The 26,397-nt window shown below is 54.2% G+C and carries 20 protein-coding genes and 1 pseudogene; 10 read left to right on the plus strand and 11 right to left on the minus strand.

What is annotated here, in order from left to right; genetic code table 11:
• Positions 1-57: 57 nt before the first annotated feature.
• Positions 58-279, plus strand: a complete 222-nt coding sequence (locus tag AC3ITF_RS10450) for a YgdI/YgdR family lipoprotein (protein WP_096756998.1) — start codon at positions 58-60, stop codon at positions 277-279.
• A 43-nt stretch (positions 280-322) separates the two neighbouring features.
• On the opposite strand, the gene ansP is transcribed toward AC3ITF_RS10450, so the two are convergent.
• The gene (gene ansP, locus AC3ITF_RS10455) at positions 323-1,765 is read right to left on the minus strand and encodes an L-asparagine permease (protein WP_146716848.1); all 1,443 of its coding nucleotides are present in this window, start codon (positions 1,763-1,765) and stop codon (positions 323-325) included.
• Between the two features lie 146 nt (positions 1,766-1,911).
• The gene (locus tag AC3ITF_RS10460) at positions 1,912-3,453 is read right to left on the minus strand and encodes a methyl-accepting chemotaxis protein (protein WP_115258464.1); all 1,542 of its coding nucleotides are present in this window, start codon (positions 3,451-3,453) and stop codon (positions 1,912-1,914) included.
• A 496-nt stretch (positions 3,454-3,949) separates the two neighbouring features.
• Here AC3ITF_RS10460 and AC3ITF_RS10465 point away from each other — a divergent pair, with 496 nt between their 5' ends.
• The 6 genes and pseudogenes from AC3ITF_RS10465 (at position 3,950) to AC3ITF_RS10490 (ending at position 10,565) form a co-directional block, all read left to right on the plus strand.
• The gene (locus AC3ITF_RS10465; protein ID WP_153879580.1) at positions 3,950-4,948 is read left to right on the plus strand and encodes an MsnO8 family LLM class oxidoreductase; all 999 of its coding nucleotides are present in this window, start codon (positions 3,950-3,952) and stop codon (positions 4,946-4,948) included.
• A complete protein-coding gene (locus AC3ITF_RS10470) occupies positions 4,948-6,069 on the plus strand; it encodes an amidohydrolase (RefSeq protein WP_115258466.1) in 1,122 nt (373 codons plus the stop codon). The genes AC3ITF_RS10465 and AC3ITF_RS10470 overlap by 1 nt, the downstream gene beginning before the upstream one ends.
• Positions 6,070-6,094: 25 nt before the next feature.
• Positions 6,095-8,353: pseudogene (locus AC3ITF_RS10475) on the plus strand (NtaA/DmoA family FMN-dependent monooxygenase).
• Positions 8,354-8,362: 9 nt separating this feature from the next.
• Positions 8,363-8,872, plus strand: a complete 510-nt coding sequence (locus AC3ITF_RS10480) for a GNAT family N-acetyltransferase (RefSeq protein ID WP_115258469.1) — start codon at positions 8,363-8,365, stop codon at positions 8,870-8,872.
• Positions 8,873-8,881: 9 nt separating this feature from the next.
• Complete coding sequence (locus tag AC3ITF_RS10485; protein WP_117342809.1) at positions 8,882-9,808, plus strand: amino acid ABC transporter permease; 927 nt, start codon at positions 8,882-8,884, stop codon at positions 9,806-9,808.
• Positions 9,792-10,565 (plus strand): amino acid ABC transporter ATP-binding protein, encoded by a 774-nt coding sequence (locus AC3ITF_RS10490; protein WP_489176396.1) that lies wholly within the window; start codon positions 9,792-9,794, stop codon positions 10,563-10,565. The genes AC3ITF_RS10485 and AC3ITF_RS10490 overlap by 17 nt, the downstream gene beginning before the upstream one ends.
• Before the next feature lie 139 nt (positions 10,566-10,704).
• Here the strand turns inward: AC3ITF_RS10490 and AC3ITF_RS10495 are convergent, their stop codons facing one another.
• Both AC3ITF_RS10495 and AC3ITF_RS10500 read right to left on the minus strand, forming a co-directional pair.
• Entirely contained in the window at positions 10,705-12,015 is a 1,311-nt protein-coding gene (locus tag AC3ITF_RS10495) for an MFS transporter (RefSeq protein WP_135912025.1), read from the minus strand.
• Between the two features lie 74 nt (positions 12,016-12,089).
• A complete protein-coding gene (locus AC3ITF_RS10500; protein ID WP_135912026.1) occupies positions 12,090-13,286 on the minus strand; it encodes an L-talarate/galactarate dehydratase in 1,197 nt (398 codons plus the stop codon).
• 388 nt (positions 13,287-13,674) lie between these two features.
• Here AC3ITF_RS10500 and AC3ITF_RS10505 point away from each other — a divergent pair, with 388 nt between their 5' ends.
• Together AC3ITF_RS10505 and pptA are read left to right on the plus strand one after the other, a co-directional pair.
• Positions 13,675-14,610: a LacI family DNA-binding transcriptional regulator gene (locus tag AC3ITF_RS10505; RefSeq protein WP_249421706.1), complete on the plus strand. Its 936-nt coding sequence runs from the start codon at positions 13,675-13,677 to the stop codon at positions 14,608-14,610.
• Between the two features lie 22 nt (positions 14,611-14,632).
• Complete coding sequence (gene pptA, locus AC3ITF_RS10510; protein ID WP_096757011.1) at positions 14,633-14,860, plus strand: tautomerase PptA; 228 nt, start codon at positions 14,633-14,635, stop codon at positions 14,858-14,860.
• Positions 14,861-14,899: 39 nt separating this feature from the next.
• Here pptA and AC3ITF_RS10515 read toward each other — a convergent pair whose 3' ends face one another.
• Positions 14,900-16,876: an alkyl/aryl-sulfatase gene (locus AC3ITF_RS10515; protein WP_137363323.1), complete on the minus strand. Its 1,977-nt coding sequence runs from the start codon at positions 16,874-16,876 to the stop codon at positions 14,900-14,902.
• Between the two features lie 208 nt (positions 16,877-17,084).
• Positions 17,085-17,657, minus strand: a complete 573-nt coding sequence (locus AC3ITF_RS10520; RefSeq protein ID WP_117342803.1) for a flavin reductase family protein — start codon at positions 17,655-17,657, stop codon at positions 17,085-17,087.
• 157 nt (positions 17,658-17,814) lie between these two features.
• Between AC3ITF_RS10520 and nhoA the strand changes: the two genes are divergently transcribed.
• Positions 17,815-18,660, plus strand: a complete 846-nt coding sequence (nhoA, locus tag AC3ITF_RS10525; protein ID WP_489176397.1) for an N-hydroxyarylamine O-acetyltransferase — start codon at positions 17,815-17,817, stop codon at positions 18,658-18,660.
• Between the two features lie 51 nt (positions 18,661-18,711).
• On the opposite strand, the gene AC3ITF_RS10530 is transcribed toward nhoA, so the two are convergent.
• From AC3ITF_RS10530 to AC3ITF_RS10550, 5 genes are all read right to left on the minus strand, one after another.
• Positions 18,712-19,608, minus strand: coding sequence for a PhzF family isomerase (locus AC3ITF_RS10530; RefSeq protein WP_489176398.1), 897 nt, complete (start codon positions 19,606-19,608; stop codon positions 18,712-18,714).
• Between the two features lie 120 nt (positions 19,609-19,728).
• Complete coding sequence (gene narI / locus AC3ITF_RS10535; RefSeq protein WP_096757016.1) at positions 19,729-20,409, minus strand: respiratory nitrate reductase subunit gamma; 681 nt, start codon at positions 20,407-20,409, stop codon at positions 19,729-19,731.
• A complete protein-coding gene (narW, locus tag AC3ITF_RS10540) occupies positions 20,406-21,101 on the minus strand; it encodes a nitrate reductase molybdenum cofactor assembly chaperone (protein WP_137363319.1) in 696 nt (231 codons plus the stop codon). Before narW ends, narI begins: the two co-directional genes overlap by 4 nt.
• Entirely contained in the window at positions 21,101-22,645 is a 1,545-nt protein-coding gene (gene narH, locus AC3ITF_RS10545) for a nitrate reductase subunit beta (RefSeq protein WP_115258480.1), read from the minus strand. Before narH ends, narW begins: the two co-directional genes overlap by 1 nt.
• On the minus strand, positions 22,642-26,382 hold the full coding sequence (locus AC3ITF_RS10550; protein WP_135912029.1) for a nitrate reductase subunit alpha: 3,741 nt from the start codon (positions 26,380-26,382) through the stop codon (positions 22,642-22,644). The genes narH and AC3ITF_RS10550 overlap by 4 nt, the downstream gene beginning before the upstream one ends.
• Positions 26,383-26,397: the final 15 nt, after the last annotated feature.

Raw genomic sequence — 26,397 nt, forward strand, 5'->3', positions numbered from 1 at the left:
AAACATCAGGGACTTACACTAGGTCCTTATCGGCTCATTGCATAACACAGGAATATCATGAAAAAGCCATTTATCTGCCTTTGCGCAGGCGTAATGCTGTTTACTCTGGCAGGTTGTTCAACGGATTACGTCATGACCACGAAAAGTGGGCAAACTATCGTCACCCAGGGCAAACCGCAGTTGGATAAAGACACCGGGATGACCAGCTATACCGATCAGGATGGCAACGCGCGGGAAATTAACAGCAATGATGTTGCGCAGTTAATCGAAGCCAACTAAGAAAGCAGGCCTGACGGGGATACGCTGTCAGGCCTGAATGCGATTACGGCGCGGTGCGCTGGATTTCCGCCACGCGTTTACGCACGCCAAACCATCCGGCAACCAGCAGAATAGCAATCAACGGTAACGACGCGATGGTGTAGGTGCCGTTCGGATAATCAAAGGCCATCAGCACCAGCACGCTTAGCAGGAACAGCAACGTTAACCATGAGGTAAACGGCGCGCCCGGTAGCTTGAAGCTGACGTCTGCCGCTTTGCCGTCTTTAATGGCCCGACGCAAACGCATCTGGCACACCACGATAAATCCCCACGACGCAATAATTCCTAACGACGCGAAGTTCAGCACGATCTCAAACACCTGCGAAGGCACCAGATAGTTGAGGAAAACGCCGACCACATACACCACCAGCGTGGCGAGGATCCCAGCCCATGGGACCTGCTGACGGCTCATTTTCGCCATAAATTTGGGGGCTGAACCGCCCATCGACATCGAACGTAAAATTCGCCCGGTGCAATACAACCCCGAGTTGAGGCTGGAAAGGGCGGCGGTCAGCACCACAATGTTCATGATACTGCCGATATACGGCACGCCGAGTTTCGAGAAGAAGGTCACAAACGGACTTTGGCCCGCTTGATAGGCGTTCCATGGCAGCAGCAGCACCAGCAGTACGACGGAGCCAACGTAGAAAAGGCCAATGCGCCAAATCACGCTGTTGATCGCTTTTGGCACCATGGTTTGCGGATCTTTGCATTCTCCGGCGGCCGTACCCACCAGTTCAATAGAGGCAAAAGCAAAGACCACACCTTGTACCAGCACCAGCGCGGGTAACAGACCGTGCGGGAAGAAGCCACCGTTATCGGTGATCAGATGAAACCCGGTGGTGTTACCGTCCAGTGGTTGTCCGGTACCTAAAAAGACCGTACCAACCACCAGAAAAATCACGATTGCCAACACTTTGACCAGCGCAAACCAGAACTCCATCTCGGCGAACCATTTCACGCCAATCATGTTCATGGTACCAACAATCGCCAGCGCACCAAGGGCAAACACCCACTGTGGCACATCGCCAAACGCCCCCCAGTAGTGCATGTACAGCGCGACAGCAGTGATATCGACGATCCCGGTCATCGCCCAGTTGATAAAGTACATCCAGCCAGCCACATAGGCCGCTTTCTCTCCCAGGAACTCACGGGCGTAGGAGACAAAACTGCCGCTGGAAGGGCGGTGCAGAACCAGTTCTCCGAGCGCACGAAGAATAAAGAATGAAAAAATACCGCATACCAGATACACCAGCGCTAAAGCGGGTCCAGCCATTTGTAAACGTGCCCCGGCCCCTAAAAACAACCCGGTACCAATCGCGCCGCCGATGGCGATCATCTGTACCTGTCGGTTGCCCATCGCTTTGTGATACCCCTCTTCGTGAGCATTCAGCCAGCGTCGTTTCGCCGCATGTTGTTCTGCGGCTTGCGTGTTGTGTGTGTTCATTGCGTTTCCTGTTGGCCTGACAAATTAACAAAATCCTTTTTGCCGCCCGTGCAGCGGCGAAAACAGCGTTACCCTTCATTGTGTTAGAGGGGAAAACTGTCGGCCGAGCATCCTACAGTCAATTAATCAGTGACGCAAAGCCTGCATTATGCCGATACGCCAAAGACCTGAACGGCCTGCTGCAGTCGTGAGGAACGCTGAGTTAAATCGGCGGTGGCATCAGTGACACGTTCCACCATCTCGGCGTTAGTGTGGGTCATGGTGCCGACGCGTGAAATCGAGTCATTGATCAGATCCAGCGCCTGGGTTTGTTCCCGCGTCGCGAGGCTGATGTCTTTAATCATCATCGACATCTGCAATACGTCACCGATCATGCCCGTGAGATGCGTTTCCGTCTGCTCCACCATTTTTACGCCGGAGTTGACGTTCGCGACGTTCTTCTCAATTAGCTGCTTGATCTCTTTGGCGGCTGAGGCGGAGTGCTGCGCCAGGTTGCGTACTTCCGCCGCCACAACGGCAAAACCACGACCGGACTCCCCGGCGCGTGCGGCCTCGACGGCAGCATTCAGCGCCAGAATATTGGTCTGAAAGGCGATACTGTCGATAACACCGATGATGTCGACGATCTGACTGTTATCACGCGAGATAGCCTGCATCATGCCGATGGTCTGTTTCATGATATCGCCGCCTTCCGTCGCGTTGACGCTGGTTTTATCGGCCATGGTCATCGTTTGTGCGGCGGTATCGGCGGTTTGTTGCACCGCGCTGCCAATTTCTTCAATGGCGGCAGCGGTTTGCTGCAGGTCAGCGGAGGTTTCTTCGGAACGTGTATGCAGTGCAACGCCTTCTTTTGATACCCGTTGACTGATTTCGCGGATCCCGGCGATTTGTGTACTGACATCATCCACCAGAGAATTTAGATTCAGCCCGGATTGATTAACCAGTCGCATCAGCATCCCGATTTCATCTACGCGATTTAAATGACAGTTATCGGGTTTACGGCCGGAGACAACCTTTTTCATTTGACTGAGCAGCGTATTAACTGGCTGACAAATTTGGCACTTAAGGTAAATACCAAATAGCAGAAATAGCACGATCATTCCGCCAGCCTGAATAAATGAATTCACCGGTGCGAGTGTTAATAATACGCAGAGCAGGGCTACTACCCCTAAAGCATAATTGACGCGCTGACTTATGCTTAACCATTTAAACGCAGAGGTCCATGCCAGTATGCCACGACGAATAATAATGCCTTTAAAAAGTCGGAAACCTTTAAATTGCTGGCTATTTATTTTTTCATACAGCTGCTCACTCTGGGCTATTTCTTCTCGTGATGGAACGGTACGCACAGAGATGTAGCCGGTTAATTTTTCGCGGTGCCAGACGGGGGTGACATTGGCGCGAACCCAGTAATGGTCACCATTTTCCCGGCGATTTTTCACCATCCCGGTCCAGCTGTCACCCTGCTGGAGAGTGTGCCACATGTCGGCGAAGGCGGCAGAGGGCATATCGGGATGGCGAATAATATTGTGGGGTTCGCCCATGAGCTGGGTTTCATTAAAGCCGCTGGCTTCAATAAAAGCCGTGTTGGCATAGGTAATATGGCTCTCTTTATCCGTCGTCGACAGCAGCGTCGCTTTCGCGTTAAGTGTGTGCTCAACTTGTGTAACGGGCATGTTACTTTTCATAGCGGTCCCTGGTGGTATGTTCAAGTCATACAAAAATCCCCGGAATAATACCAGGGGATATTAAAAAGCTGTTTTAAACCATTTTTAATAAGAAACGCTGCATTCTCTACTAATCATTAGCCTGACGAAAGTATTTCAAATAAAATTTTTGTTGTATGCAGTTTGTTAATGGTCATAAATATGAAACAATAAATACAAGTGTATAACCTAAAGAGATGCTTCAGCTGACTTAAATTAAATTCAGCATAAATATAGTGCGCAAAAATAAAACTACCGCAAAATGATATTGTTGGGTTTCTGGCATAAACAGTAACCCTATTATATTTTGTAGGGTATGTTTTTTCTGCTTCTTATACCTGCCCAGGAGAGACCTTACCCGTAGTAGAAGTAAGGTTGGTTAGCGATTTTTTAGCTGAGTAAATGTGAATTAAATGTTTCTGAATGGTTGTTTGATAATTTAATAATGACGACATGTTAACAATCGTGAGCCTGTAACATGTCATATCGCCTGAGTATTCTCGATAAAAGCCCCGTAGGGGAAACCGAAACTGCTGCCATTGCGCTTGCCCGTACGCTACAGCTGGCACAGCAGGCAGAGGCGTGGGGATACCACCGCTTTTGGATAGCGGAGCATCACAATACGCCGCAGCTAGCCAGTCCGTCACCGGAGCTGGTGATCGCCTGGATCCTTGGCCAAACACAACGTATCCGCGTTGGCTCTGGTGGCGTTATGCTGCAACATTACAGCCCGTATAAAGTAGCGGAAAACTTCAATTTACTGGCATCACTGGCCCCAGGGCGCGTTGATCTCGGCGTGGGGAAAGCCCCAGGCGGTCTACCGCTGTCAACGCAGGCGCTCCAGCAGGGGCTACATCAGAGTGAAAAGGGCAGCTTTGCCGAGCAGCTTTCGCAGCTCGATGCCTGGCTGGCATTGACCGGGACGGAAACCGGGCACGCGGTATTTCCGACGCCGATCCCGCCCTCTCCGCCGCAAAGATTCGTGTTGGGGGCCAGCGTGCCAAGCGCACAGTTGGCGGCCGAGTCTGACTGGAATTTCATCTTTGCCGCGCACCTGAACGGTGATCCGGCGCTGCTACGCGATGTTCTGACTTACTGGCAAGCCAGCAGTGTGCGCCCGACGATTGTCGCCGTGCAGGTGATTGTGGCGAACAATCCGGAGACTGCCGCGCAATTGGCGGAGAACGTACAAATATGGGGCGTTGAGCTGGAAGATGGTCAACGCGTGACGGTGGCCAGTGAAGAGCAGGCGTTGGCATTCGCCGCACAGGCGGGTAGCGTGCCACGAAAAATTGCCCGTCGAGCGCAGGCGTTGTTGCACGGAACGGCCGAAGATGTGGCCGCAAAGCTGAACAGCCTGCACGCGCAGTACGGCATTGATGAATTTATTATCGATACCCCGCTAGCAGAAGGTCATGCGCGTCTGACATCGCTGCATTTGTTGGCGCAGGCCCATTCCGCTGTGGAGGTCGTCTGATGTCATTGGCCTCGACGCTTATCGGCTGGCGCCGTGAACTGCACCAGTATCCGGAGCTGTCCTTACAGGAGGTGGCGACTACAGCACGTATTCGCGACTGGTTGCGTGCTGCCGACGTCAACATTTTGCCCTTTGAACTGAGCACCGGTCTGGTGGCTGAGGTTGGGCGAGGAGACGATGTTATCGCCCTGCGGGCCGATATCGACGCCTTACCGATAGAAGAGAATGCCGATGTGGCGTTTCGCTCCGTTACGCCGGGGGTCATGCACGCCTGCGGACACGACGTGCATACCAGCGTCATGCTCGGTGCTGCGCTGTTGTTGAAACAGCAAGAAAGCGCATTACCGGGGCGGGTTCGTATCCTGTTTCAGCCTGCGGAAGAAAACTTTGGTGGCGCGAAAGCGTTAATCCGCGCCGGGGCGCTACAAAACGTAGCGGCGATTTTCGGTATGCACAACGAGCCTGGCTTACCAGTGGGTGAGTTTGCCACGCGTGGCGGCGCATTTTATGCCAACGTCGATCGTGTCGTGCTGCGTATCCATGGCAAAGGCGCACATGCCGCTCGGCCACATGAAGGCAAAGATGCCATTCTGCTTGCCAGCCAACTGGTGACGGTGTTGCAAGGCGTGGCCAGCCGGGAGGTTAACACGCTGGATTCAGTGGTGTTGAGCGTGACCCGTATTCAGGGCGGCAACACGTGGAACGTGCTGCCAGAATCCGTTGAGCTGGAAGGGACGCTCAGAACCCATCGCACAGTCGTTCAGCAGCAGGTCAAATCACGGGTGAATGACATCGCCGCCGGATTTGCCCACGCCTTTGGCGCACAAATTGATGTTATCTGGCACGCGGGCCCCACGGCGCTGGTCAACGATTCGCGCTGGGCAGAGATTGCCACCGAGGTGGCAAAAACCTCCGGGTACACGACGCACTATGCCGATCTGCATATGGGGGGAGAGGATTTTGCCGTCTATCTGCAAAATACGCCCGGGGCATTTGTCAGTATTGGCAGCGCCAGCGAATACGGATTACACCATCCGGGATTTAATCCTGACGAACGATTAATTGAACCCGCCGCGCAGTACTTTACGCATTTAGCGAAAACGGCATTCACACACCTTTAATTTTACCTGTTGGGTAGGGGGTACTATGGCTAAAAAAAGGCAATTACGGTTGGGCACTATTCTGCATGGTGCCTCCGGAAATATGTCAGCATGGCGTCATCCGGCAGCACTTGCCGATGCCAGTATTAATTTTGAGTTTGTCAAAGACACTGCATTAATTGCCGAGAAAGGCAAACTGGATTTTATTTTTGTTGCCGATGGTTTGTATATCAATGAGAAATCCATCCCACATTTTTTAAATCGCTTTGAACCGCTAACGGTATTGTCGGCACTGGCGAGCATCACCAACAATCTGGGACTGGTGGGCACGGTTTCAACGTCATACAGCGAACCGTTTACCACCGCGAGACAGTTTGCCAGCCTCGATCATCTCAGCCAGGGGCGCGCTGGATGGAATGTGGTGACATCGCCCCTGGAAGGTTCAGCAAAGAACTATTCGCGCGCGCAGCACCCGGAACATGCTCAACGCTACCGTATTGCCGATGAATATTTGCAGGTGGTCAAAGGGTTGTGGGATTCGTGGGAAGAGGATGCGTTTACCCGCAATAAAACGAGCGGTGAATTCTTTAATCCGCAGAAACTGCATACGCTCAATCATCATGGCGATTATTTCCAGGTTGCCGGCCCCTTAAATATTGCCCGTACACCACAAGGACGGCCGATTATATTTCAGGCTGGCGCTTCTGAGGATGGCAAGAAATTAGCAGCAACACACGCTGACGCCATTTTCACCCATCAGGAATCACTGTCAGAGGCCAAAGCTTTTTATCAGGATGTGAAAAGCCAGTTAGAAATAGCGGGGCGGGGTGACGATGACCTGCATATTTTCCAGGGCGTCAGCGTCATTGTGGGTGACAGCGAGCAGGATGCTGAACAGCAATATCAAACCACCGCAGCGCTGGTTTCCATTAACGACGCGCTGAATTACCTCGGCCGCTATTTTGAACATCACGATTTCGCGCAATATTCCCTTGATGCGCCGTTCCCGGAGCTCGGCGATCTCGGGCAAAACAGTTTTCGCAGCACCACCGATGAAATCAAGCGCAATGCACGTGAGCGCGGGTTAACCCTGCGCCAGGCTGCGCTGGAAGCGGCCAGCCCACGCCCCCGCTTTAGCGGTACGCCGGAACAGGTGGCTGACGGCCTGCAGCAGTGGTTCGATGAGAGAGCCGCCGACGGATTTATCATTCAGAGCGGCACGCCGGACACCTTCCCACGCTTTGTTGAACAGGTGATCCCGTTACTTCAGGCGCGCGGTCTGTTCCGTCTTGACTACCCCGGCACGACTTTGCGTGCCAGCCTTGGCTTAGCGACACCTGCCAATCAATTCACACAATAAGAGACAAATACGATGCAGAAAAAATCATTACTTTTGGCGCTGTCCCTGGCTTTCAGCGCTTCCGTCTGGGCAAACGATGTCACCATCAACGGCACGGGCGTAAGCCTGGAGGCCAATAAAACGCCGATTAACACGGTGAAAAACGCGCAGGCGATCGCGCAGTTGCCCGCCAGGCTGCAGCTGGCCGTACCGGGTAAATTCACGGTGGCGATTGCCGGACTGAGCCAGCCGCCGCTGACGGTGTTTGCAGATGACAATAAAACGCTGATCGGCAGCGAGGCGGATATCGCCCGTCTGGTGGCCGACAGTCTGGGGCTGGAGCTGAACGTGGTGCCAACGTCATGGGAAGACTGGCCGTTGGGCGTAGCTTCCGGCAAATATGATGCTGCGATCAGCAATATTACCGTCACCAAAGCGCGCAAAGAAAAGTTCGACTTCGCCACGTATCGTAAAGATTCACTCGGTTTTTACGTCAAAACCGGCAGTAAGTTGACCAAAATTGAACAGGCAAAAGATATCGCCGGGCTGCGCATTATTGTCGGCTCCGGGACCAACCAGGAAGCCATTCTTCTGGCATGGAATGAAGAGAACCTGAAGAAAGGGTTACCGGCGTTTACGCCAGTCTATACCAAGGATGATGCCGCCCAGACGCTGGCGCTACAGTCAGGCCGCGCCGATGCCTATTTTGGCCCTAACGTTATCGGCGCGTGGAAAGCAGCGCTCAATGGAAAAACGCAACTCGTGGGTAGCGTCGACGGTGGTTGGCCAAAGGCCGCGCATATCGCCGTAACGCTGAAAAAAGACAGCGGATTGGTACAGCCGGTGCAAACCGCGCTTAACGGTGTGATCGCCAACGGTGACTACGACAAAGTCTTGAATCGCTGGGGAGAGGGGGTGGAACGCATTCCACAATCTGAAATCAACCCGGCCGGTTTAGGCGACTAAGGAGGTAACGTGAGCGATCAATTCCGCGTGGTCTCGCCGGAGGCGGCAGAACTGCAGCCGATTCTGAACGGTCTGTTTGCTGAATATGCCGCGCGCTATGGCGATTATTTTTCCCGTGATGCTGAAGTTGAATTGACTGAATGGTATCTGGCGCCGCAGGGGATCTTTGTGGTGCTGGAGCGCGACGGCGAGATTATCGCCACCGGGGCCTACAAACCTTACGACAAAGACACGGCTGAGATTAAACGCATCTGGACCCAAAGCACCCTGCGTAAGCAGGGGCTGGCGGCGCACGTGGTACAGGAACTGGAACGACGGGCGCTACTGGCGGGCTACAGCCGTATCTACCTGACGACAGGGTTTCGCCAACCGGAGGCCGTTCAGCTCTATTTGCGTCAGGGGTACGATCCACAATTTGATATTGCACGTAACCCGGAAGAGTACAGCCTGCCGCCGTTTGACGGTCGGCTGCGCTTTACCAAACTGTTGACCATCGCAGGTCAGGCAAAAATTGCCTGAGGAGAAAAAATGAAAACGACGGAAACCATCAAAGTCGTCCCGGCACGCTATCCGATGCGCACGGCAGGTGCGATAGTCGCGCTGTTTGTGCTGGCGGTGATTATCCAGTCGGTGGCGTTTAATCCGCGTTGGGAGTGGGGCGTGTTTGCCCGCTGGTTCTTCGACCCGGTGATTTTGTCCGGTCTGGGGCAAACGTTGCTGCTGACCCTTATCGGCACACTGTTGAGTGTGGTGTTCGGTGGATTGCTGGCACTGGCACGTCTCTCATCATCGTGGCTGCTGAATAGCCTGGCCTGGGGATACATCTGGCTGTTTCGCTCGCTGCCGCTGATCGTGGTGCTGATAATCTTATACAACTTCTCGTATCTGTACGACACGCTGACGATTGGCATTCCTTTCACCCACGTTCAGTGGGGCAGCTTCGCGACCATCAATGTACTGGGTCAGTTTTCTACCGCGGTAGTGGGTTTGACGCTGGTGCAAAGCGCCTATACCGCCGAGATTATTCGTGGCGGATTTCTCGGTGTCGATCACGGCCAGTATGAGGCTGCGGCAGCGCTGGGTTTACCTGCCTGGCGACGCACGCTGCGCATTATCCTGCCGCAGGCGCTGCGCACCATTTTGCCTGCCGGCTTCAATGAAATTATTAGCCTGGCGAAAGGCACGGCGATGGTTTACGTGCTGGCGATGCCGGAGCTGTTTTACACCATCCAGATGATCTACAACCGTACCCAGGAGGTGATCCCGTTGCTGATGGTTGGGGCGGTGTGGTATCTGGCGATCACCAGCGTTCTGTCGCTGATTCAACACCTGGTTGAACGCGCGCTGGCCCGCAGCGAACGGCGCTCAGCCATCAATACCACCCGCGTCAGCCGCGCAGTTAAAGGTCGCCGTCAACTTACGCCTCAGGAGGTCGTCCATGTCCCACTCGCCTGAAGGCCATATTTCCATTACTGGCGTCAGCAAGTCCTTCGGCCGCCATAAAGCGCTGGATGACGTGTCGCTGGAGATCCCGCCTGGTACGGTAACGGTTATTCTCGGGCCATCGGGTTCGGGAAAATCCACGTTACTGCGGGCAATCAACCATCTGGAGCGCGTCGATGAAGGCTTCATTCAGATCGACGGCGACTATATAGGTTATCGCCGACAGGGAGACAAACTGTATGAACTGAAAGAGGCGGATATTCTGCGCCAGCGCATTAATGTGGGCTATGTGTTTCAGAACTTTAATCTCTTCCCGCACTTAACGGTACTGGAGAACCTGATTGAAGCGCCAGTGGTTCACGGACTCGCGTCACGGAAATCCGCTACCGAGCGGGCATTAACCCTGCTGGATGCGGTAGGCTTGCGGCATAAAGCCGATGCCTGGTCACGCCATTTATCTGGCGGGCAGCAGCAGCGTATCGCCATCGCTCGTGCGCTGGCGTTGAACCCGCGTGTGATGCTGTTTGATGAACCGACATCCGCGCTTGATCCTGAACTGGTGGGCGAAGTGCTGGATGTCATTAAAGGCCTGGCAAAGTCCGGTACCACGTTAGTGGTGGTGACGCACGAGATTGGTTTTGCCCGGGAGGTGGCGGATCAGGTAGTGTTTATGGTTGATGGTAAAATCGTCGAGCAGGGCAGCAGCGAGCAGGTACTGAATCATCCGCGTCATACGCGCACGCAGCAGTTTTTGTCGAAGGTGCTGTGAACCGGGACGCGCTATGTGCCGCGGGAAAATGGCTAACCTCGATGCAGCGAGCGCTGAGCAAATCCTAGCCGTAAAAAAACGCTGTTCCGCAGGAGTGCAAGTCCCGGAACAGCGGGCGAAATATCGCCATACGGTTAAATCACGCGACGGACGGCGTCAGGGTAATCCGATCCAACGGTCCGACGACAAACAGATACGAACACAGCCCAATCAGCCCCATCGAGCCGACGTATAAAATGGCGTAATCAAACGACTGGGTATTGGCAAGGATGACGCCGATAACCAGTGGGGTGATGATACTGGCCATGTTGCCGCACATATTGAACACACCTCCGGCAATGCCCAACACTTCTTTTGGTGAGGTATCGCTGAGTACGCACCAGCCCAGATTGCCAAAACCTTTGGCGAAAAATGCCAGGCTCATGGCGGCAATCACCACAAATTCTGAAGAGGTGTAGTTGGCGATAACAATCACGCAGGAAAGCAGCATCCCGCAGATGACCGGCAGCTTGCGGGCAACCGTCAGGCTGTAGCCGCGTTTCAATAACCAGTCAGAGAATACGCCACCTAACAATCCACCGATAAAACCGGCAATCGCAGGAATACTGGCGACAAACCCGACCTTGAGAATCGACATTCCCTTAGCCTGGTACAGATAAGTCGGAAACCAGGTCAGGAAGAACCAGGTAATGGATGTGACACAGAACTGCCCGATATAAACACCGATCATCATCCTGTTGACGCAAACGCTTTTAATCTGCGCAAAGGTGATTTTTTGTGGTTCTTTCTTATTTCCCAACGATGGTTCGCCACCGCCATCACGAATGTAGTCAAGTTCCTGCTGGTTAACTTTCGGGTGATGCATCGGATCTCTGATCTTAACCAGCCAGAATATACCCAGAATAACGCCAATTGCCCCGATATAATAAAAGACAAAATGCCAGCTCAAATTATGCAATATGATGGTCATCAGCGGCGTAATAATGCCTAGCGAGATATATTGCGCTGCCTGATAAACCGAGGTGACAAACCCGCGCTCGTTATTAGGAAACCACTGTACACTCAGGCGACTGTTGGCGGGGAAGGCGGGGGCTTCGATAGCGCCCATCATCAGACGTAAGATAATCAATACGATCAGCGGACTGGCGTACAGATAAATGGTGCCCTGAAACATGGTCACCAGCGACCAGCCGATCAGCGCGCAGCCGTACACCAGGCGAGAGCCGTAGCGGTCCAGTAACCAGCCGCCTGGCAATTGCATAATGACGTATGAAATACCAAATGCAGAAAAGGCCAGCCCCATTGCTTCAGGGTCAAAACCCAACTCTTTACTCATAATCGGTGCGACAACGGATAACGTTGCACGATCGGCATAATTAAATACGGTGGCCAGAAACAGAAATATCAAAATACTGTAACGCACTTTAGTGCGCTTTATTATTGTGTTCATCACCCACTCCTGTTATTAGGTTTGAGAGCGTTTCTGTAGGGAAAGAGGGCGGGTATTATTCCCCGCCAGATACGTTAAGGGCGCTTGCCAAATTCACAGCTTAACTGCGTCCAGCGGCGTGCCTGTTCGCTAATACTGAATCCCAGACCATGGCGATCTGAAACCCACATCCGACCATCGCGCAGTTCCAGTTGTTCATTGAATAACGGGTTCAGCCATTCAAAATGCTCCAGCCACGGTTCAAGTGGGTAAGCGGCGGACAGATGCAGGTGCACTTCCATGGCAAAGTGCGGAGCCAGCTTGCGCCCGTGTTTTGCCGCCAGGTCCATAATTTTAAGGAATGGAGAAATACCGCCCACGCGTGGGGCGTCGGGCTGCACAAAATCACTGGCGTTGCCGAGGATCAACTGCTCGTGCTCGCGGAAACTGGTCAGCATTTCGCCGGTGGCAATCGGTGTATCAAGCGCAGCAGCCAGTTGAGCGTGGCCTTCAATGTCATAGGCATCCAGCGGCTCTTCAATCCAGATCAGATTGAACTGTTCCATTTTGCGGCCCATGCGAATGGCGGTTTCCCGATCCCACTGCTGATTGGCGTCAACCATCAGCGGGAAGTCATCGCCCAGCGCTTCACGCACCGCGGTTAAGCGACGAATATCTTCGGCGCAGTTTGGCTGACCGACTTTCAGTTTGATGCCGCCAATGCCGTTTTCGCGGGAGATAACCACGTTTTTGAGCACCTGATCCAGCGGCGTATGCAGGAATCCTCCGGAGGTGTTATAGCACTGAACGGAGTCGCGATGTGCGCCCAGCAGTTTTGCCAGCGGCAGGCCCGCGCGCTTGGCCTTCATATCCCACAGGGCGATGTCGAGAGGGGAGATGGCCTGGACCGCCATCCCGCTGCGGCCAACGGAAGCGCCGGCCCACAGCAATTTGGTGTAGATCTTGTCTATATCGTTCGGATCTTCGCCAAGCAGATTATCGGCGATCTCTTTGGCATGCGCATAAATACCCTGACCGCCTGCGCGCTTCGAGTAGCTAAATCCCACCCCTTCAAATCCGTCACGGCTGCGGATCTCAGCGATGATAATGGCGACTTCAGTTAACGGTTTCTGGCGACCGGTGAGCACTTTAGCATCGCTGACTGGCGTTGCCAGCGGCAGAAAGGCCAGAGACAGTTTTACCCACTCAATACGGTCGCCTGTTTCAGCCGCTGTTTTTGCGTTGGCCGTTTTGGCATAAGTTACGGCATCGGAATTCGCACTTAGTGACATCTTGTTCTCTCCTGGTGGTTATAAAATGATTGCGCTAACATTTTTAATGATGGCGCAATCATTACGCCAGTAAATTGCTTCTGATTTGAACAATCGATCACAAATGCGGAGATAAAAGGGGCTGTTTTTATAAACAGCATCACATTCCAATGCATTGTGTGAAAATGCACAAATCATTATGATGGCGCTAACATTTCACATGGTGTTATTTCACTAAGCTGCTGTTTTCTCTGCGTTATGTACCAGGGATGCTGGCAATGGCTGAAATCATGATGAATAATGCACAAATCCATCGGCGATTTTTACAAAGGCATCAACCGTGAAAAATTCCAGACCTCCCCGCGCACCAACGCTGGAAGATGTTGCCCGCACCGCGGGATTATCGCCAATGACCGTAAGCAGGGCGCTGAATACCCCGCAAATGGTGCGCCCGAAAACAGTAGAAAAGGTGATGCAGGCCGTTCGCGCCACCGGATATATTCCCAACGCACTGGCGGGGGGGTTGGCCTCACGTCGCAGCAAACTGATTGCGGTAGTGGTCCCACAAATTAACAACAATATGTTTGTCGATACCATTCAGTCGCTGAGCGACGAACTGGCTGAACGTGGGTATCACATCTTGCTGTGCGTGGCTGGGTATACGCAGCAAACCGAAGCCGAGCTGGTAGCGACGCTGCTTTCTCGTCGACCGGACGGCGTGGTGCTCACGGGTATCCACCACACCGTTGAGCTGAAAAAAGTGATCCTCAACGCCGCCATCCCGGTGGTGGAAATCTGGGATTTGACGCCAACCCCCATCGATATGCTGGTGGGGTTCTCGCACGAAAAAGTTGGGCAGGCGGTGGCTGACTATCTCCTTGCAAAAGGTTATCGTCGCCCGGGCCTGTTATGGACCGCCGATCGCCGCGCAGGTCAGCGTAAACACGGACTCTGTGATGTGTTGAGTCGCCATGGCATTACCACGGTGCCGCAGGTGGATGTGCCGCTTCCGGCTTCGCTGGCGTTGGGACGCAGTGGCTTGACGCAGCTTTTTGCCGAAAGCGAATTTGATGTGATTGTCTGTAGCTCGGATACCCTCGCGCAGGGGGCAATTATGGAGGCGGAAAGCCGTGGTTTGGCGGTACCACACGATTTAGCAGTGGTGGGCTTTGGCGATCTTGATTTTGCCGCTAGCAATCGCCCGGCAATTACCACCGTCAGCGTAGACCGCCGCGCCATTGGACAGCGTGCCGCCTCGCTGCTCGCCGACAGAATTGAGCACATTCCTCGTGAAGACGATATTATCGATGTCGGATTTCATCTTATCGTACGCGAGTCCGCGTAAAGACAATAATAAGGAACCTGCTATGCCGCACGTTGATATTAAATGTTTTCCCCGCGATTTGAATGACGAACAAAAATCCGCGCTGGCGGCGGAGATTACCGAGGTGATCGTTCGCCATCTGCAAAGTAAAGACAGCTCGGTGAGCGTCGCGCTCAATGAGGTTGACCCAAAAGCCTGGCAGCAGGTGTGGGATAGGGAAATCGCACCGCACATGGATACGCTGATTAAAAAACCGGGTTACAGTATGTGAGAGAAAACGGGCGGATAATCCGCCCGTTGTACGTTATGTTTAAGGGGTAACGATATTGAACCAGAACTCGAATTTATCCATGTAGCCCAGCATAGAATCAAGTTTAGCGCCGTCACCGGTCACCTTCACATCGCCACTCTGTTCAGCCTGTTTCAGCGTCACTTCCTTAAGGATGATTTTGTTCAACGTGTCACGGTTGAGCGTGATAGTTGCGTCTGCGTCTTTGGCTTCAGAATTGGCGGTGTGGTTTAGCACGCCGTTTTCCAGCTCCAGCTTGTATTTACCGCCGTCGCTACCGAGGTCGATGTTGAATACCGATTTCGCGTCGCCCGCTTTCTGCCCGTTAATATGCACGGCCAGATAGTCAAAGAACATTTCTGGCGTCATCGCGCGGACGGTATCCGGGCTGGCGGTATTCGGGGTTGGCCCTTTGATCACGCCGTTACGCAACTCTTGTGCGCCGGTGAGGTAGAAGTTACGCCACGGTCCGGATTCAGCCTGGTAGCCTAATTGTTCCAGCGCATCGGCTTCCAGATTACGCGCGGCCTGGTTGTTCGGATCGGCAAACACCACTTTGCTCACGACCTGCGCCACCCAGCGGTAGTTACCCTGGTCATAGTCGGCTTTCGCTTTTTGCAAAATAGCATCGGCACCGCCCATATAGTCGACGAATTTCTTCGCGGCTTCTTCCGGTGGCAATTCATCAAGCGTTGCCGGGTTGCCGTCAAACCAGCCGAGATACAGCACGTAGGTGGCTTTCACATCGTGGCTAACAGAGCCATAGTAGCCCCGGTTGGCCCAGGTATGTGCCAGCGAGTCCGGCAGTTTAAAGTTCGCGGCGATCTCGTCACGGGTCAGACCTTCGTTGGCCATACGTAACGTTTGATCGTTGATGTAACGGTACAAGTCACGCTGGCTTTTCAGCAGTGTCATGACCTTGTCGTTACCCCAGGTTGGCCAGTGGTGCTGCGCCATCAGGATTTCAGCTTTGTCCCCCCAGCGCACAATCGCTTCGTTGATGTATTTTGACCACGGCAGCGGTTCACGGATTTTAGCGCCGCGCAGCGAGTAGGTGTTGTGCAGGGTATGGGTGACATCTTCGGCAGATTCAATCAGCTTTTTCTCTTCGATGTACCACAGCATTTCCGACGGGGCTTCAGAGCCTGGTGCCAACATGAAATCATAGGTCAGACCGTCGATAACTTCTTTTTGCCCATCTTTCTCAATGATATTGGTGGGTGCAATCAGAGTAACCGTGCCCGCAGAGGTGGTGGTGCCGAGTCCCGCGCCGACCTGGCCTTTGGCGTCCGGTTTTAGCAGGTTACCGTACATATAGCTGGCGCGACGGCTCATGACGTTACCGGCCATGATATTTTCTGCCACCGCGGCTTCCATAAAGCCAGCTGGCGCATAAATCTTCACCTTGCCCGCTTTCACGTCGGCTTCATCAACAACGCCGCGTACGCCGCCATAATGGTCAACGTGGCTGTGGGTGTAAATTACCGCTACAACCGGTTTGTTACCCCGGTTTTTAAAGTAAAGATCCATCCCTACTTTAGCTGTTTCAGCAGAGACCAGCGGATCAACCACGGTGATGCCTTCTTTACCTTCGATAATCGTCATGTTCGACAAATCGAGGTTACGGATCTGGTAGACGCCATCCGTTACTTCAAACAGTCCGCTGATGTTGATTAGCTGAGCCTGTCGCCACAGGCTTGGGTTAACCGAATCCGGTGATTTATCACCTTCTTTAATAAAGGCGTACTGTTGCGGGTTCCAGACCACGTTACCTTGCTCACCTTTAATCACCTCCTGAGGAATCGGGGCGATAAAGCCTTTATGGGCGTCAGTAAAGTCGGTGTTATCAGAGAAGGGCAGTTGATTGTATAGCGCATTGTTGGCCTGTTGCGTGGCGGCAGTGGCGTCTTTTGGCGCTTCAGCAGCCATAACAGGGACGGCAAACGATGTTAATAACCCAGCCAGGAGTAAACTTTGTGCGATTCTATTAAGTTGCATCGTAAATCCTCTCAGAGACTTCAGGACGTGCGGTGTCTACGGATAGCGTTTTGGTTAAATATTTGAATTAGAGCAAACTTAACTATAATTCACATGAATGAATCGGCAAGGTCACGGTGGCTGTTTTATCCAATTGTTTTTTTTGGAAGTTTTAAGAAAAAGTAGAATAAAAAAACGTGGATGACAGGGGGGCTGTCATCCGTTCCGATCACTCACCTGCAGTAATGCGTTTTCCGCTGGTGATAAAGGTGCCCGCACCGAGATGATGCAGGGTGTTGAGTTTGTCATCATCGAACTGCCAGCGTCCGTCGACAAAGACGCGATCGTCCGCTGCAGCGGAAACAACCTGGCCGAACAGGGTGTCATACTTCTCTTGCGCAGATGTTGCAGGCAGCAGGCGACACTCCATCCACGCCAGGCATTTAGCCTCTATCAGCGGTAAGCTCAGCACCGGACCTTTGACTACCGGAATACCGTAGCAGTTAAATTTATCTTCCACGCGACCAGAAACGCTGCCCACCGCGTAGGTCCAGTTAGTTGCCGCCACGCCGGGAATGACAATGCCAAACATGCCGCTACGTTCAATGAGTTCACGCGACCAGGCGGTCTTATCCACCACAATGGCAATACGCGGCGGGTCAAACTCAACGGGCATGGACCACGCCGCCGCCATCACATTTCGCCGCTGCGTATTTTCATCACGACTGGTTATCAAGACCGTTGGACCGTGATTTAACAGTCGGCTGGCATGGTGTAATTCAACCGGACGGAAATGACTCATGGTGGATCCTCAGTTGAGTGGATAGTGCACACAATTAATATAGATATTAACGGGATTAGCGATTTTGTCGCCCGGCATACGGCGGGAGCGCACAAAATCGACGGCGGAAAATGAAAAATGCGTTATAAGTACAACATTCAACGCACAGGGATCCGGTATGACGCCTTTTTTAACCGCTTATTTTTCCCGTATTGGCTGGTCAGGTACGGCTAACGTCAACATTGACACTTTGCAGGCGCTGCATTTACTGCACAACGGTGCGATTCCGTTTGAAAATCTCGATGTGCTGCTGCCGCGAGAAATGCAGCTCGACGCGCAGTCGCTGGAAGAGAAACTGGTGGGCGCGCGTCGCGGCGGCTATTGCTTTGAGCAGAATGGGGTATTTGAGCGTGCGCTGCGGGAGATTGGCTTTACCGTGCGCAGTTTACTTGGGCGGGTGGTGCTGGCAAATCCGCCCAGCTTGCCGCCGCGCACGCATCGACTGTTACTGGTCGAATTGCAAGGTGAAGCGTGGATTGCCGATGTTGGTTTTGGCGGACAAACGCTAACCGCGCCGATTCGTCTGCAGGCCGACATTGAACAGCAGACACCGCACGGTGAATATCGGCTGATTCGGGAAGACGAGGACTGGATCCTGCAGTTCCGTCATCATGAGCACTGGCAATCGATGTACCACTTCGATCTGGTCACTCAGCATCAGAGCGATCATCTGATAGGTAACTTCTGGTCCGCGCATTGGCCACAGTCGCATTTTCGCCATCACTTGCTGATGTGTCGTCATCTGCCAGACGGCGGTAAGCTGACCCTGACCAACTTCCATTTTACGCACTATGAAGCGGGCCATGCGGTAGAGCAGATTAACTTACCTGACGTCGCGAGCCTGTATGCCCTGTTACAGGACCGCTTTGGTCTGGGAGTTGATGATGCCAAACACGGCTTTACCGAGGCGGAACTGGCAACGGTGATGGCGGCGTTTGATACGCATCCGGAGGCGGGTAAATAGGGTGATGATTTGCCGGATAGCGACGCGATGCGTCTTATCCGGCCTACCGACTCAATTAAAATCTATCGCCCATTCGGCATGAAACAGGATCACCGCCGCACCGGTAATCGTCACTTTTTGCGGCTGATTGTCCTGGATTGCCACCGTCACCTCGACAATGCCGTCGCGTCCCAGCGCACGGCCTTGATGCCCCTGAACATGCAAGATTTTTCCGTCATGAGCCATTAGGTTGTGGTGCACCAGCCATGCGCCCATTGGACCATTGGCATTGCCGGTGACCGGATCCTCCACAATGCCAATCGCCGGTGAAAACATCCGACCATCAGTGGCATTTTCCCCTGATCGAATCTGAAACGGGAAGAAGCCGTTGCAGCCAATGTGCTGGCTGATCGCGATTAATGCCGACAGGTCCGGGGACAGGGCGTCGAGGTCGACCTCCGGTTTCAACGGGATCATCACTTTCGAATGCCCGGTCGAGGCAATCTGGAGCGGCAGTCCCGGCAGTATATCGTCTTCGGTCAGATGCAGGGCGGCGATGATGGCTGCACGCGTGGGTCCCTCCAGCGGCGGCTCAAAAGTCGGCGTACCCTGTTCCAGACTGATGCGATAGCCGTTATCTTCAGCATGAATATCAACGCGGTGACGCCCGGCCAACGACGTTTGCCAGACGGTCGTAGTGCCCAGTCCAAGCACGCTGGCGCGAACATAGTGTGCGGCGACGGTGGCGTGCCCACAGATAGGTACTTCGACCGTTGGCGTGAAATAGCGAATACGCACGTCACTGTCGTCGCTGGTGAGCAGAAAAGCGGTTTCAGAATGACGCAGTTCACGCGCAATCAGCTGCATCTGCGCCTCACTCAGTCCGTCAGCATGCAGCACAACGCCTGCGGAATTGCCGCGAAATGGGTGTGGAGTAAAGGCATCGACGTGGTAAACCTGTGGTTTCATTGGCGTTCTCCCTGGAGTGGAGAAGCATCATAACGTGCAAAATGCTGGATGGCGACGCTCTGCGTCTTATCCGGCCTACGGAATCTCCCTGTAGGCCGGATTTGGCAATACAACGCGAATTTATCGGCGAGAACGGACGATCTGGTTACGACGGGTGAAATATTCGACCGGCGCGCTCCACACGTGGACCAGACGGGTGAACGGGAACAGCAGGAAGATGGTCATCCCCAGAACCAGATGGACGCGGAAAATTAGCGCCACGCCATCCAGATGCGCAGACGCGCCGCCCTGGAAGGTCACCACCGACTGCGCCCAGCCCACCAGTTTCAGCATTTCACTGCCGTCCGGATGTTGTGCTGAGAACGGAATGGTGGTCAGACCGAGGATACACTGAACCAGCAGAACACACAGGATCAGAATATCAGCGGTAGAGGATGTCGCGCGAATTCGCGAATTCGTCAGACGACGAACCAGCAAACCCGCGCCGCCTACCAGCGTCAGCACGCCGCAAATCCCGCCCGCAATCATCGCCATTTGCTGCTTCACTGCGATAGGCAGGAACCAGGCGTACATCCAGTGCGGGGTTAACATGCCAAACAGATGGCCGAAGAAAATCCCCAAAATGCCGATGTGGAACAGGTTTGACCACAACACCATGCCGCGTTTGTCCAGCATCTGGCTGGAGGAGGCGCGCCAGGTGTACTGGCCGTAGTCGTAGCGTAGCCAGCTGCCGAGGATAAACACTGTCCCGCACAGATACGGGTAGATGTCGTAAAAAAAGACGTTCAGGTACTGTATCATTTCGGGCCTCCCGAGCTGACGTCAACATACTGTGGCGCCACGTCCTGGCTAAAGCGCCGTTGGTAGCTTTGCAACGGTGAACTGTCACAGGCGGTGGCGTTATCCTCAATGAACTTCACCTGTTCCTCTTCCCATACAGCGTCGAGCGCCTGGCGGGTATCGTCACGGGTTTCTGCGCCGACCTGCTTCGTGACACTGTCACTTGAAAGCGGACTGCCCGCCAGCATGAGAAGGGCGTCAAACAGCTGATACCATGGGGTATCACGCTGCTTTAAGCGCCCGCCAAGCAGCGCCAGTATCGGCGCGACATTTTGCAATCCCTCTTTAGCCTCTGCCTCCGGCAGCACGCTCAAATACTCCAGATACAGCGGCAGGTGATCAGGCAGCTCACGGCAGGCGAGCTGTAACCCGACCTTTTCGTACTGAGCCAGCAGGTCAACCATCGCCTGACCGCGATCGCGTGATTCCGCATGAACATGTTCAAACAGCAGCAGCGAGGTGGCGCGCCCCCGGTCAAACACCTCGCACCATTCGGCTTGCTTATCCAGCAGCGGGGCATTTAACAATTCGCGGGTGAATTCGCTCAGCATCGGTGCATCACTGGCGACCAGCGCCAGCGCATCGTCCTTACATTCCCACAGCAATTCATCCGGATACTCCATCAACAGCCCGATAACCTTGAGGATCTGCATTATTCACCCTCCGCTTTATCGCGCACTTCGGTGATGTCGATAGCATCAATGCGGCTGCTGTTGAACAGGTTGAATTTGGTATCTGAACCGTGGCAGCCATCGCCGAAGGTAAAGCCGCAGCCGTTTTTCTCCGGGAAGGCATCACGGGCCATTTCGCGGTGGCTGGTCGGGATCACGAAGCGGTCTTCGTAGTTGGCAATCGCCAGATAGCGATACATCTCTTCGACCTGCTCCACGCTCAACCCGACTTCGTCGATAGCGCGGGTATCGGTGACACCTTCAACGGTTTGCGAGCGCATGTAGTGGCGCATCGCCATCATACGTTTCAGCGCGCGCAGCACCGGGCCGGTATCGCCCGCGCTGAGCATGTTGGCGAGGTATTGCACTGGAATACGCAGCGATTCTACCGCGGGCAGGATATTGCCATTGTGCGGCAGGCCACCGGCGTCGGCGATCGACTGAATCGGTGACAACGGCGGCACATACCAGACCATTGGTAGGGTGCGATACTCCGGATGCAGCGGCAGAGCCAGCTTCCAGTCCATTGCCATTTTGTAGACCGGCGAGCGCTGGGCGGCGTCAATCACGTTTTGCGGAATACCCTGTTTCAGCGCTTCTTCAATGACCGCTGGATCGTTCGGGTTGAGGAACACGTCGCACTGGCGCTCGTAGAGATCGGTTTCATGCTCGGTGCTGGCCGCTTCTTCAATGCGGTCAGCGTCGTACAGCAGGACGCCGAGATAGCGAATGCGCCCGACGCAGGTTTCTGAACACACCGTCGGCTGGCCGGATTCAATGCGCGGATAGCAGAAAATACATTTTTCCGACTTGCCGCTCTTCCAGTTAAAGTAGATTTTCTTATACGGGCAACCGCTGATACACAAACGCCAGCCGCGGCATTTATCCTGGTCGATCAACACAATGCCGTCTTCTTCACGCTTGTAGATGGCACCGCTCGGGCAGGTCGCCACACAGCTCGGGTTCAGGCAGTGTTCACACAGGCGCGGCAGATACATCATGAAGGTGTTTTCGAACTGGCCGTACATCTCCTTTTGCATCTTCTCGAAGTTACGGTCGCGTGCGCGCTTAGAAAACTCGCCGCCGAGCAGTTCTTCCCAGTTTGGCCCCCAGATAATCTTGTCCATCCGTTTGCCATCAATCAGCGAACGCGGACGGGCGGTGGGCTGATGTTTGCCTTCCGGTGCGCTATGCAGATGCTGGTAATCGTAGGTGAACGGCTCGTAGTAATCATCAATTTGCGGGATCACCGGGTTGGCAAAAATTTTGGTGATCACGCCCATTTTGCCGCCCAGGCGCGGTCTGATTTTACCGTTAACGTCGCGAACCCAGCCGCCTTGCCACTCTTCCTGATCTTCCCAGTTTTTGGGGTAACCAATCCCCGGTTTGGTTTCGACGTTGTTAAACCATGCGTATTCCATACCTTCACGTCCGGTCCAGACGTTTTTACAGGTGACGGAGCAGGTGTGGCAGCCGATGCACTTATCCAGATTAAGAACCATGCCTACCTGTGAGCGTATTTTCATTTTTTCGCCTCCTGTACCTGATCGCGACCTTCATCATCCAGCCAGTCAATATTTTTCATTTTTCTAATCATGATGAATTCATCGCGGTTAGAGCCGACGGTGCCGTAGTAGTTAAAGCTGTAGGACAGCTGCGCATAGCCGCCGATCATGTGCGTCGGTTTCGGACACACGCGGGTCACTGAGTTGTGAATACCACCGCGCATGCCGGTAACTTCAGAACCGGGGATATTCATGATTCGCTCCTGCGCGTGATACATCATGGTCATTCCCGGCGGTACACGCTGGCTGACCACCGCACGGGCGGTCAACGCGCCGTTGGCATTGAAGGCTTCGATCCAGTCGTTATCCTCGATCCCCAGCTCTTTGGCGTCGGTTTCACTGATCCAGACAATCGGCCCGCCGCGCGACAGCGTCAGCATCAGCAGGTTTTCGCTGTACGTGGAGTGAATGCCCCATTTCTGGTGCGGCGTCAGGAAGTTCAGCGCTTTTTCCGGGAAGCCGTTCGGTGGAACCTCACGCATTTCCGTCACGCTACGGGTATCGATTGGCGGTCGATAAGCCACCAGGCTTTCGCCAAAGGCTCGCATCCACGCGTGATCCTGATACAGCTGCTGGCGACCGGACAGGGTGCGCCATGGGATCAGTTCGTGCACATTGGTATAGCCGGCGTTGTAGGAGACATGCTCGCTTTCAAGACCCGACCAGGTTGGGCTGGAGATGATTTTGCGCGGCTGTGCCTGAATATCGCGAAAACGAATCTTCTCGTCTTCTTTGTTCAGAGCCAGATGCGTGTGATCACGCCCGGTCATCGCCCCCAGGGCTTGCCAGGCTTTCACCGCCACCTGACCGTTGGTTTCCGGTGCCAGCGCGAGGATCACTTCAGACGCGTCCAACGCGGTGTCGATCAGCGGTCGGCCTTTCGCCGGGCCTTCTCGCTTGGTGTAGTTCAGCTTACCGAGGAAATCGACTTCAGCCTGGGTGTTCCACGAAATGCCTTTCCCGCCGTTACCCAGTTTATCCATTAGCGGACCGAGCGAGGTAAAGCGTTCGTAAGTGGCAGGGTAGTCGCGTTCGACAACCGTAATATTGGGCGCCGTTTTACCGGCAATGAGGTCACATTCACCCTTGCGCCAGTCCTGAATATCAAACGGCTGTGACAGCTCTGCCGGAGAGTCATGCTGGAGCGGTTGCAGCACCACATCGGTTTCCTGACCCAGATGCCCCACGCAGACCTCGGAGAACACTTTGGCAATGCCCTTGTAAATCTCCCAGTCGCTTTTGGATTCCCAGGCCGGATCAACCGCCGCTGACAGGGGGTGAATAAACGGATGCATATCCGAGGTATTCATGTCGTCTTTTTCATACCAGGTGGCGGTCGGCAACACGATATCGGAGAACAGGCAGGTGCTGGACATACGGAAATCAAGCGTGACCAGCAGGTCAAGCTTGCCTTCGATGGCCGCCGTTTGCCATTCCACCTCTTCAGGTTTAATGCCCTCGCTTTCGCCCAGTGCTTCACCCTGAATACCGCTTTCGGTACCCAGCAAATATTTGAGCATGTATTCATGCCCTTTGCCGGAGGAGCCAAGCAGGTTCGAACGCCAGACAAACAGGTTACGCGGGTGGTTACTGCCGTTGTCCGGTTGCTCACAGGCCATGCGGATATCACCGGACTTCAGCGCCTGCGCGGTGTATTCCGCTGGAGATAATCCCGCCTGTTCCGCTCGGGCTTTAACGGTTAATGGGTTCAGGTTGAGCTGTGGGGCAGAAGGCAGCCAGCCCATACGCTCGGCACGGACGTTGAAATCGATCAGATGTCCGGTAAATTTCGACGCGTCAGCCAGCGGAGAGAGCAACTCCTGGGCGGTGACTTTTTCATAGCGCCACTGGCTGGAATGGTTGTAGAAAAACGAGGTGCTGTTCATCTGACGCGGAGGGCGGTTCCAGTCCAGCGCAAAGGCCAACGGTAACCAGCCGGTCTGCGGGCGCAGTTTTTCCTGTCCGACATAGTGCGCCCAGCCGCCGCCGCTTTGACCGACACAGCCACAGAACACCAGGATGTTAATCATCCCACGGTAGTTCATGTCCATGTGGTACCAGTGGTTGACGCCTGCCCCGAGGATGATCATCGAACGACCATGGGTTTTGTGCGCGGTATCGGCAAATTCACGGGCAATTTGTTCAATATGACGGCGAGGCACGCCGGTGATTTGTTCGCCCCAGGCCGGGGTGTAGGCTTTAATCTCACTGTAATCACGGGCCGCGAGGTCATCATCGAGTCCGCGATCGAGCCCGTAATTCGCCAGGACTAAATCGTAAACGCTGACCACCGGACAACGGCGGCCATCAGCGAGGGTAAGGTGCTTAACCGGTAGTTTACGCACCAGCACCGGCTCCTGCTTCACGCTGCGAAAATGCGGATTTTCGTTACCACCAAAATAGGGGAACGCCACACCCGCCACCTCATCATGCTGGCCGAGTAACGACAGGGACAGTTCTGTTTCCGTGCCGGCAGCCAGCGACTCGAGGTTCCATTTGCCTTTTTCGCCCCAGCGAAAACCAATAGAACCATTCGGTACCACCAGTTCACCGGCGCTGTTGAAGGCCACGGTTTTCCATTCAGGGTTATTACTTTCACCCAGTCCGTCTACGAGGTCCGAGGCGCGCATCATCCGTCCTGGTACAAAGCTACCGTCTTCCCGGGCATCTAGCAGCACCAGCATCGGCATATCGGTATAACGGCGGCAATAGTTGATGAAGTAGTCGCTGGGCTTATCAAGGTGGAACTCTTTGAGGATAACGTGACCCATGGCCATCGCCAGCGCGCTGTCAGTGCCTTGCTTCGGTGCCAGCCACTGATCGCACAGCTTGGCAACTTCCGAGTAGTCCGGCGTAATAGCGATGGTCTTGGTGCCTTTATAGCGGACTTCGGTAAAGAAGTGAGCATCTGGCGTACGGGTCTGTGGAACGTTTGAGCCCCAGGCAATGATATAGCTGGAGTTATACCAGTCGGCGGATTCCGGCACGTCAGTCTGCTCGCCCCAGGTCATAGGTGAGGCTGGAGGCAAGTCACAGTACCAGTCATAGAAGCTCAGGCAGGTGCCGCCGAGCAGCGACAGATAGCGTGTCCCCGCTGCGTAGGAGACCATCGACATGGCAGGGATGGGGGAGAATCCGGCTACGCGATCCGGGCCGTAGGTTTTCACCGTCCAGACGTTAGCGGCGGCGATCAGTTGATTTAACTCTTTCCAGTTGGAACGGATAAATCCGCCACGTCCGCGTACCTGTTTGTAGCTCTGGCACTTTTGCGGATCGTGCATAATGGATTCCCACGCCAGCACCGGGTCGGGCTGGCGGGAAAGGGCGTCGCGCCACAGTTCGACCAGGCGTTTACGCACCAGCGGGTATTTCAGGCGGTTGGCGCTGTAAAGATACCAGGAATAGCTGGCACCGCGCGGGCATCCGCGAGGTTCATGGTTAGGCAGGTCCGGGCGGGTGCGTGGATAGTCAGTTTGCTGGGTTTCCCAGGTGACCAGGCCGTTTTTAACGTAGATTTTCCAGCTGCATGAGCCGGTACAGTTGACGCCGTGGGTCGAGCGGACAATTTTATCGAACTGCCAGCGTTGACGATAGCTGTCTTCCCAATCCCTATTGGTGTGCATGACTTGCCCGTGCCCGTCGGCAAACGTATCGCCCTTTTGTTTAAAGTAACGAAAGCGATCCAACAGTTTACTCATGACATTTCTCCTGCT

It is taken from the genome of Citrobacter sp. KH_055_1 (assembly GCF_057838705.1).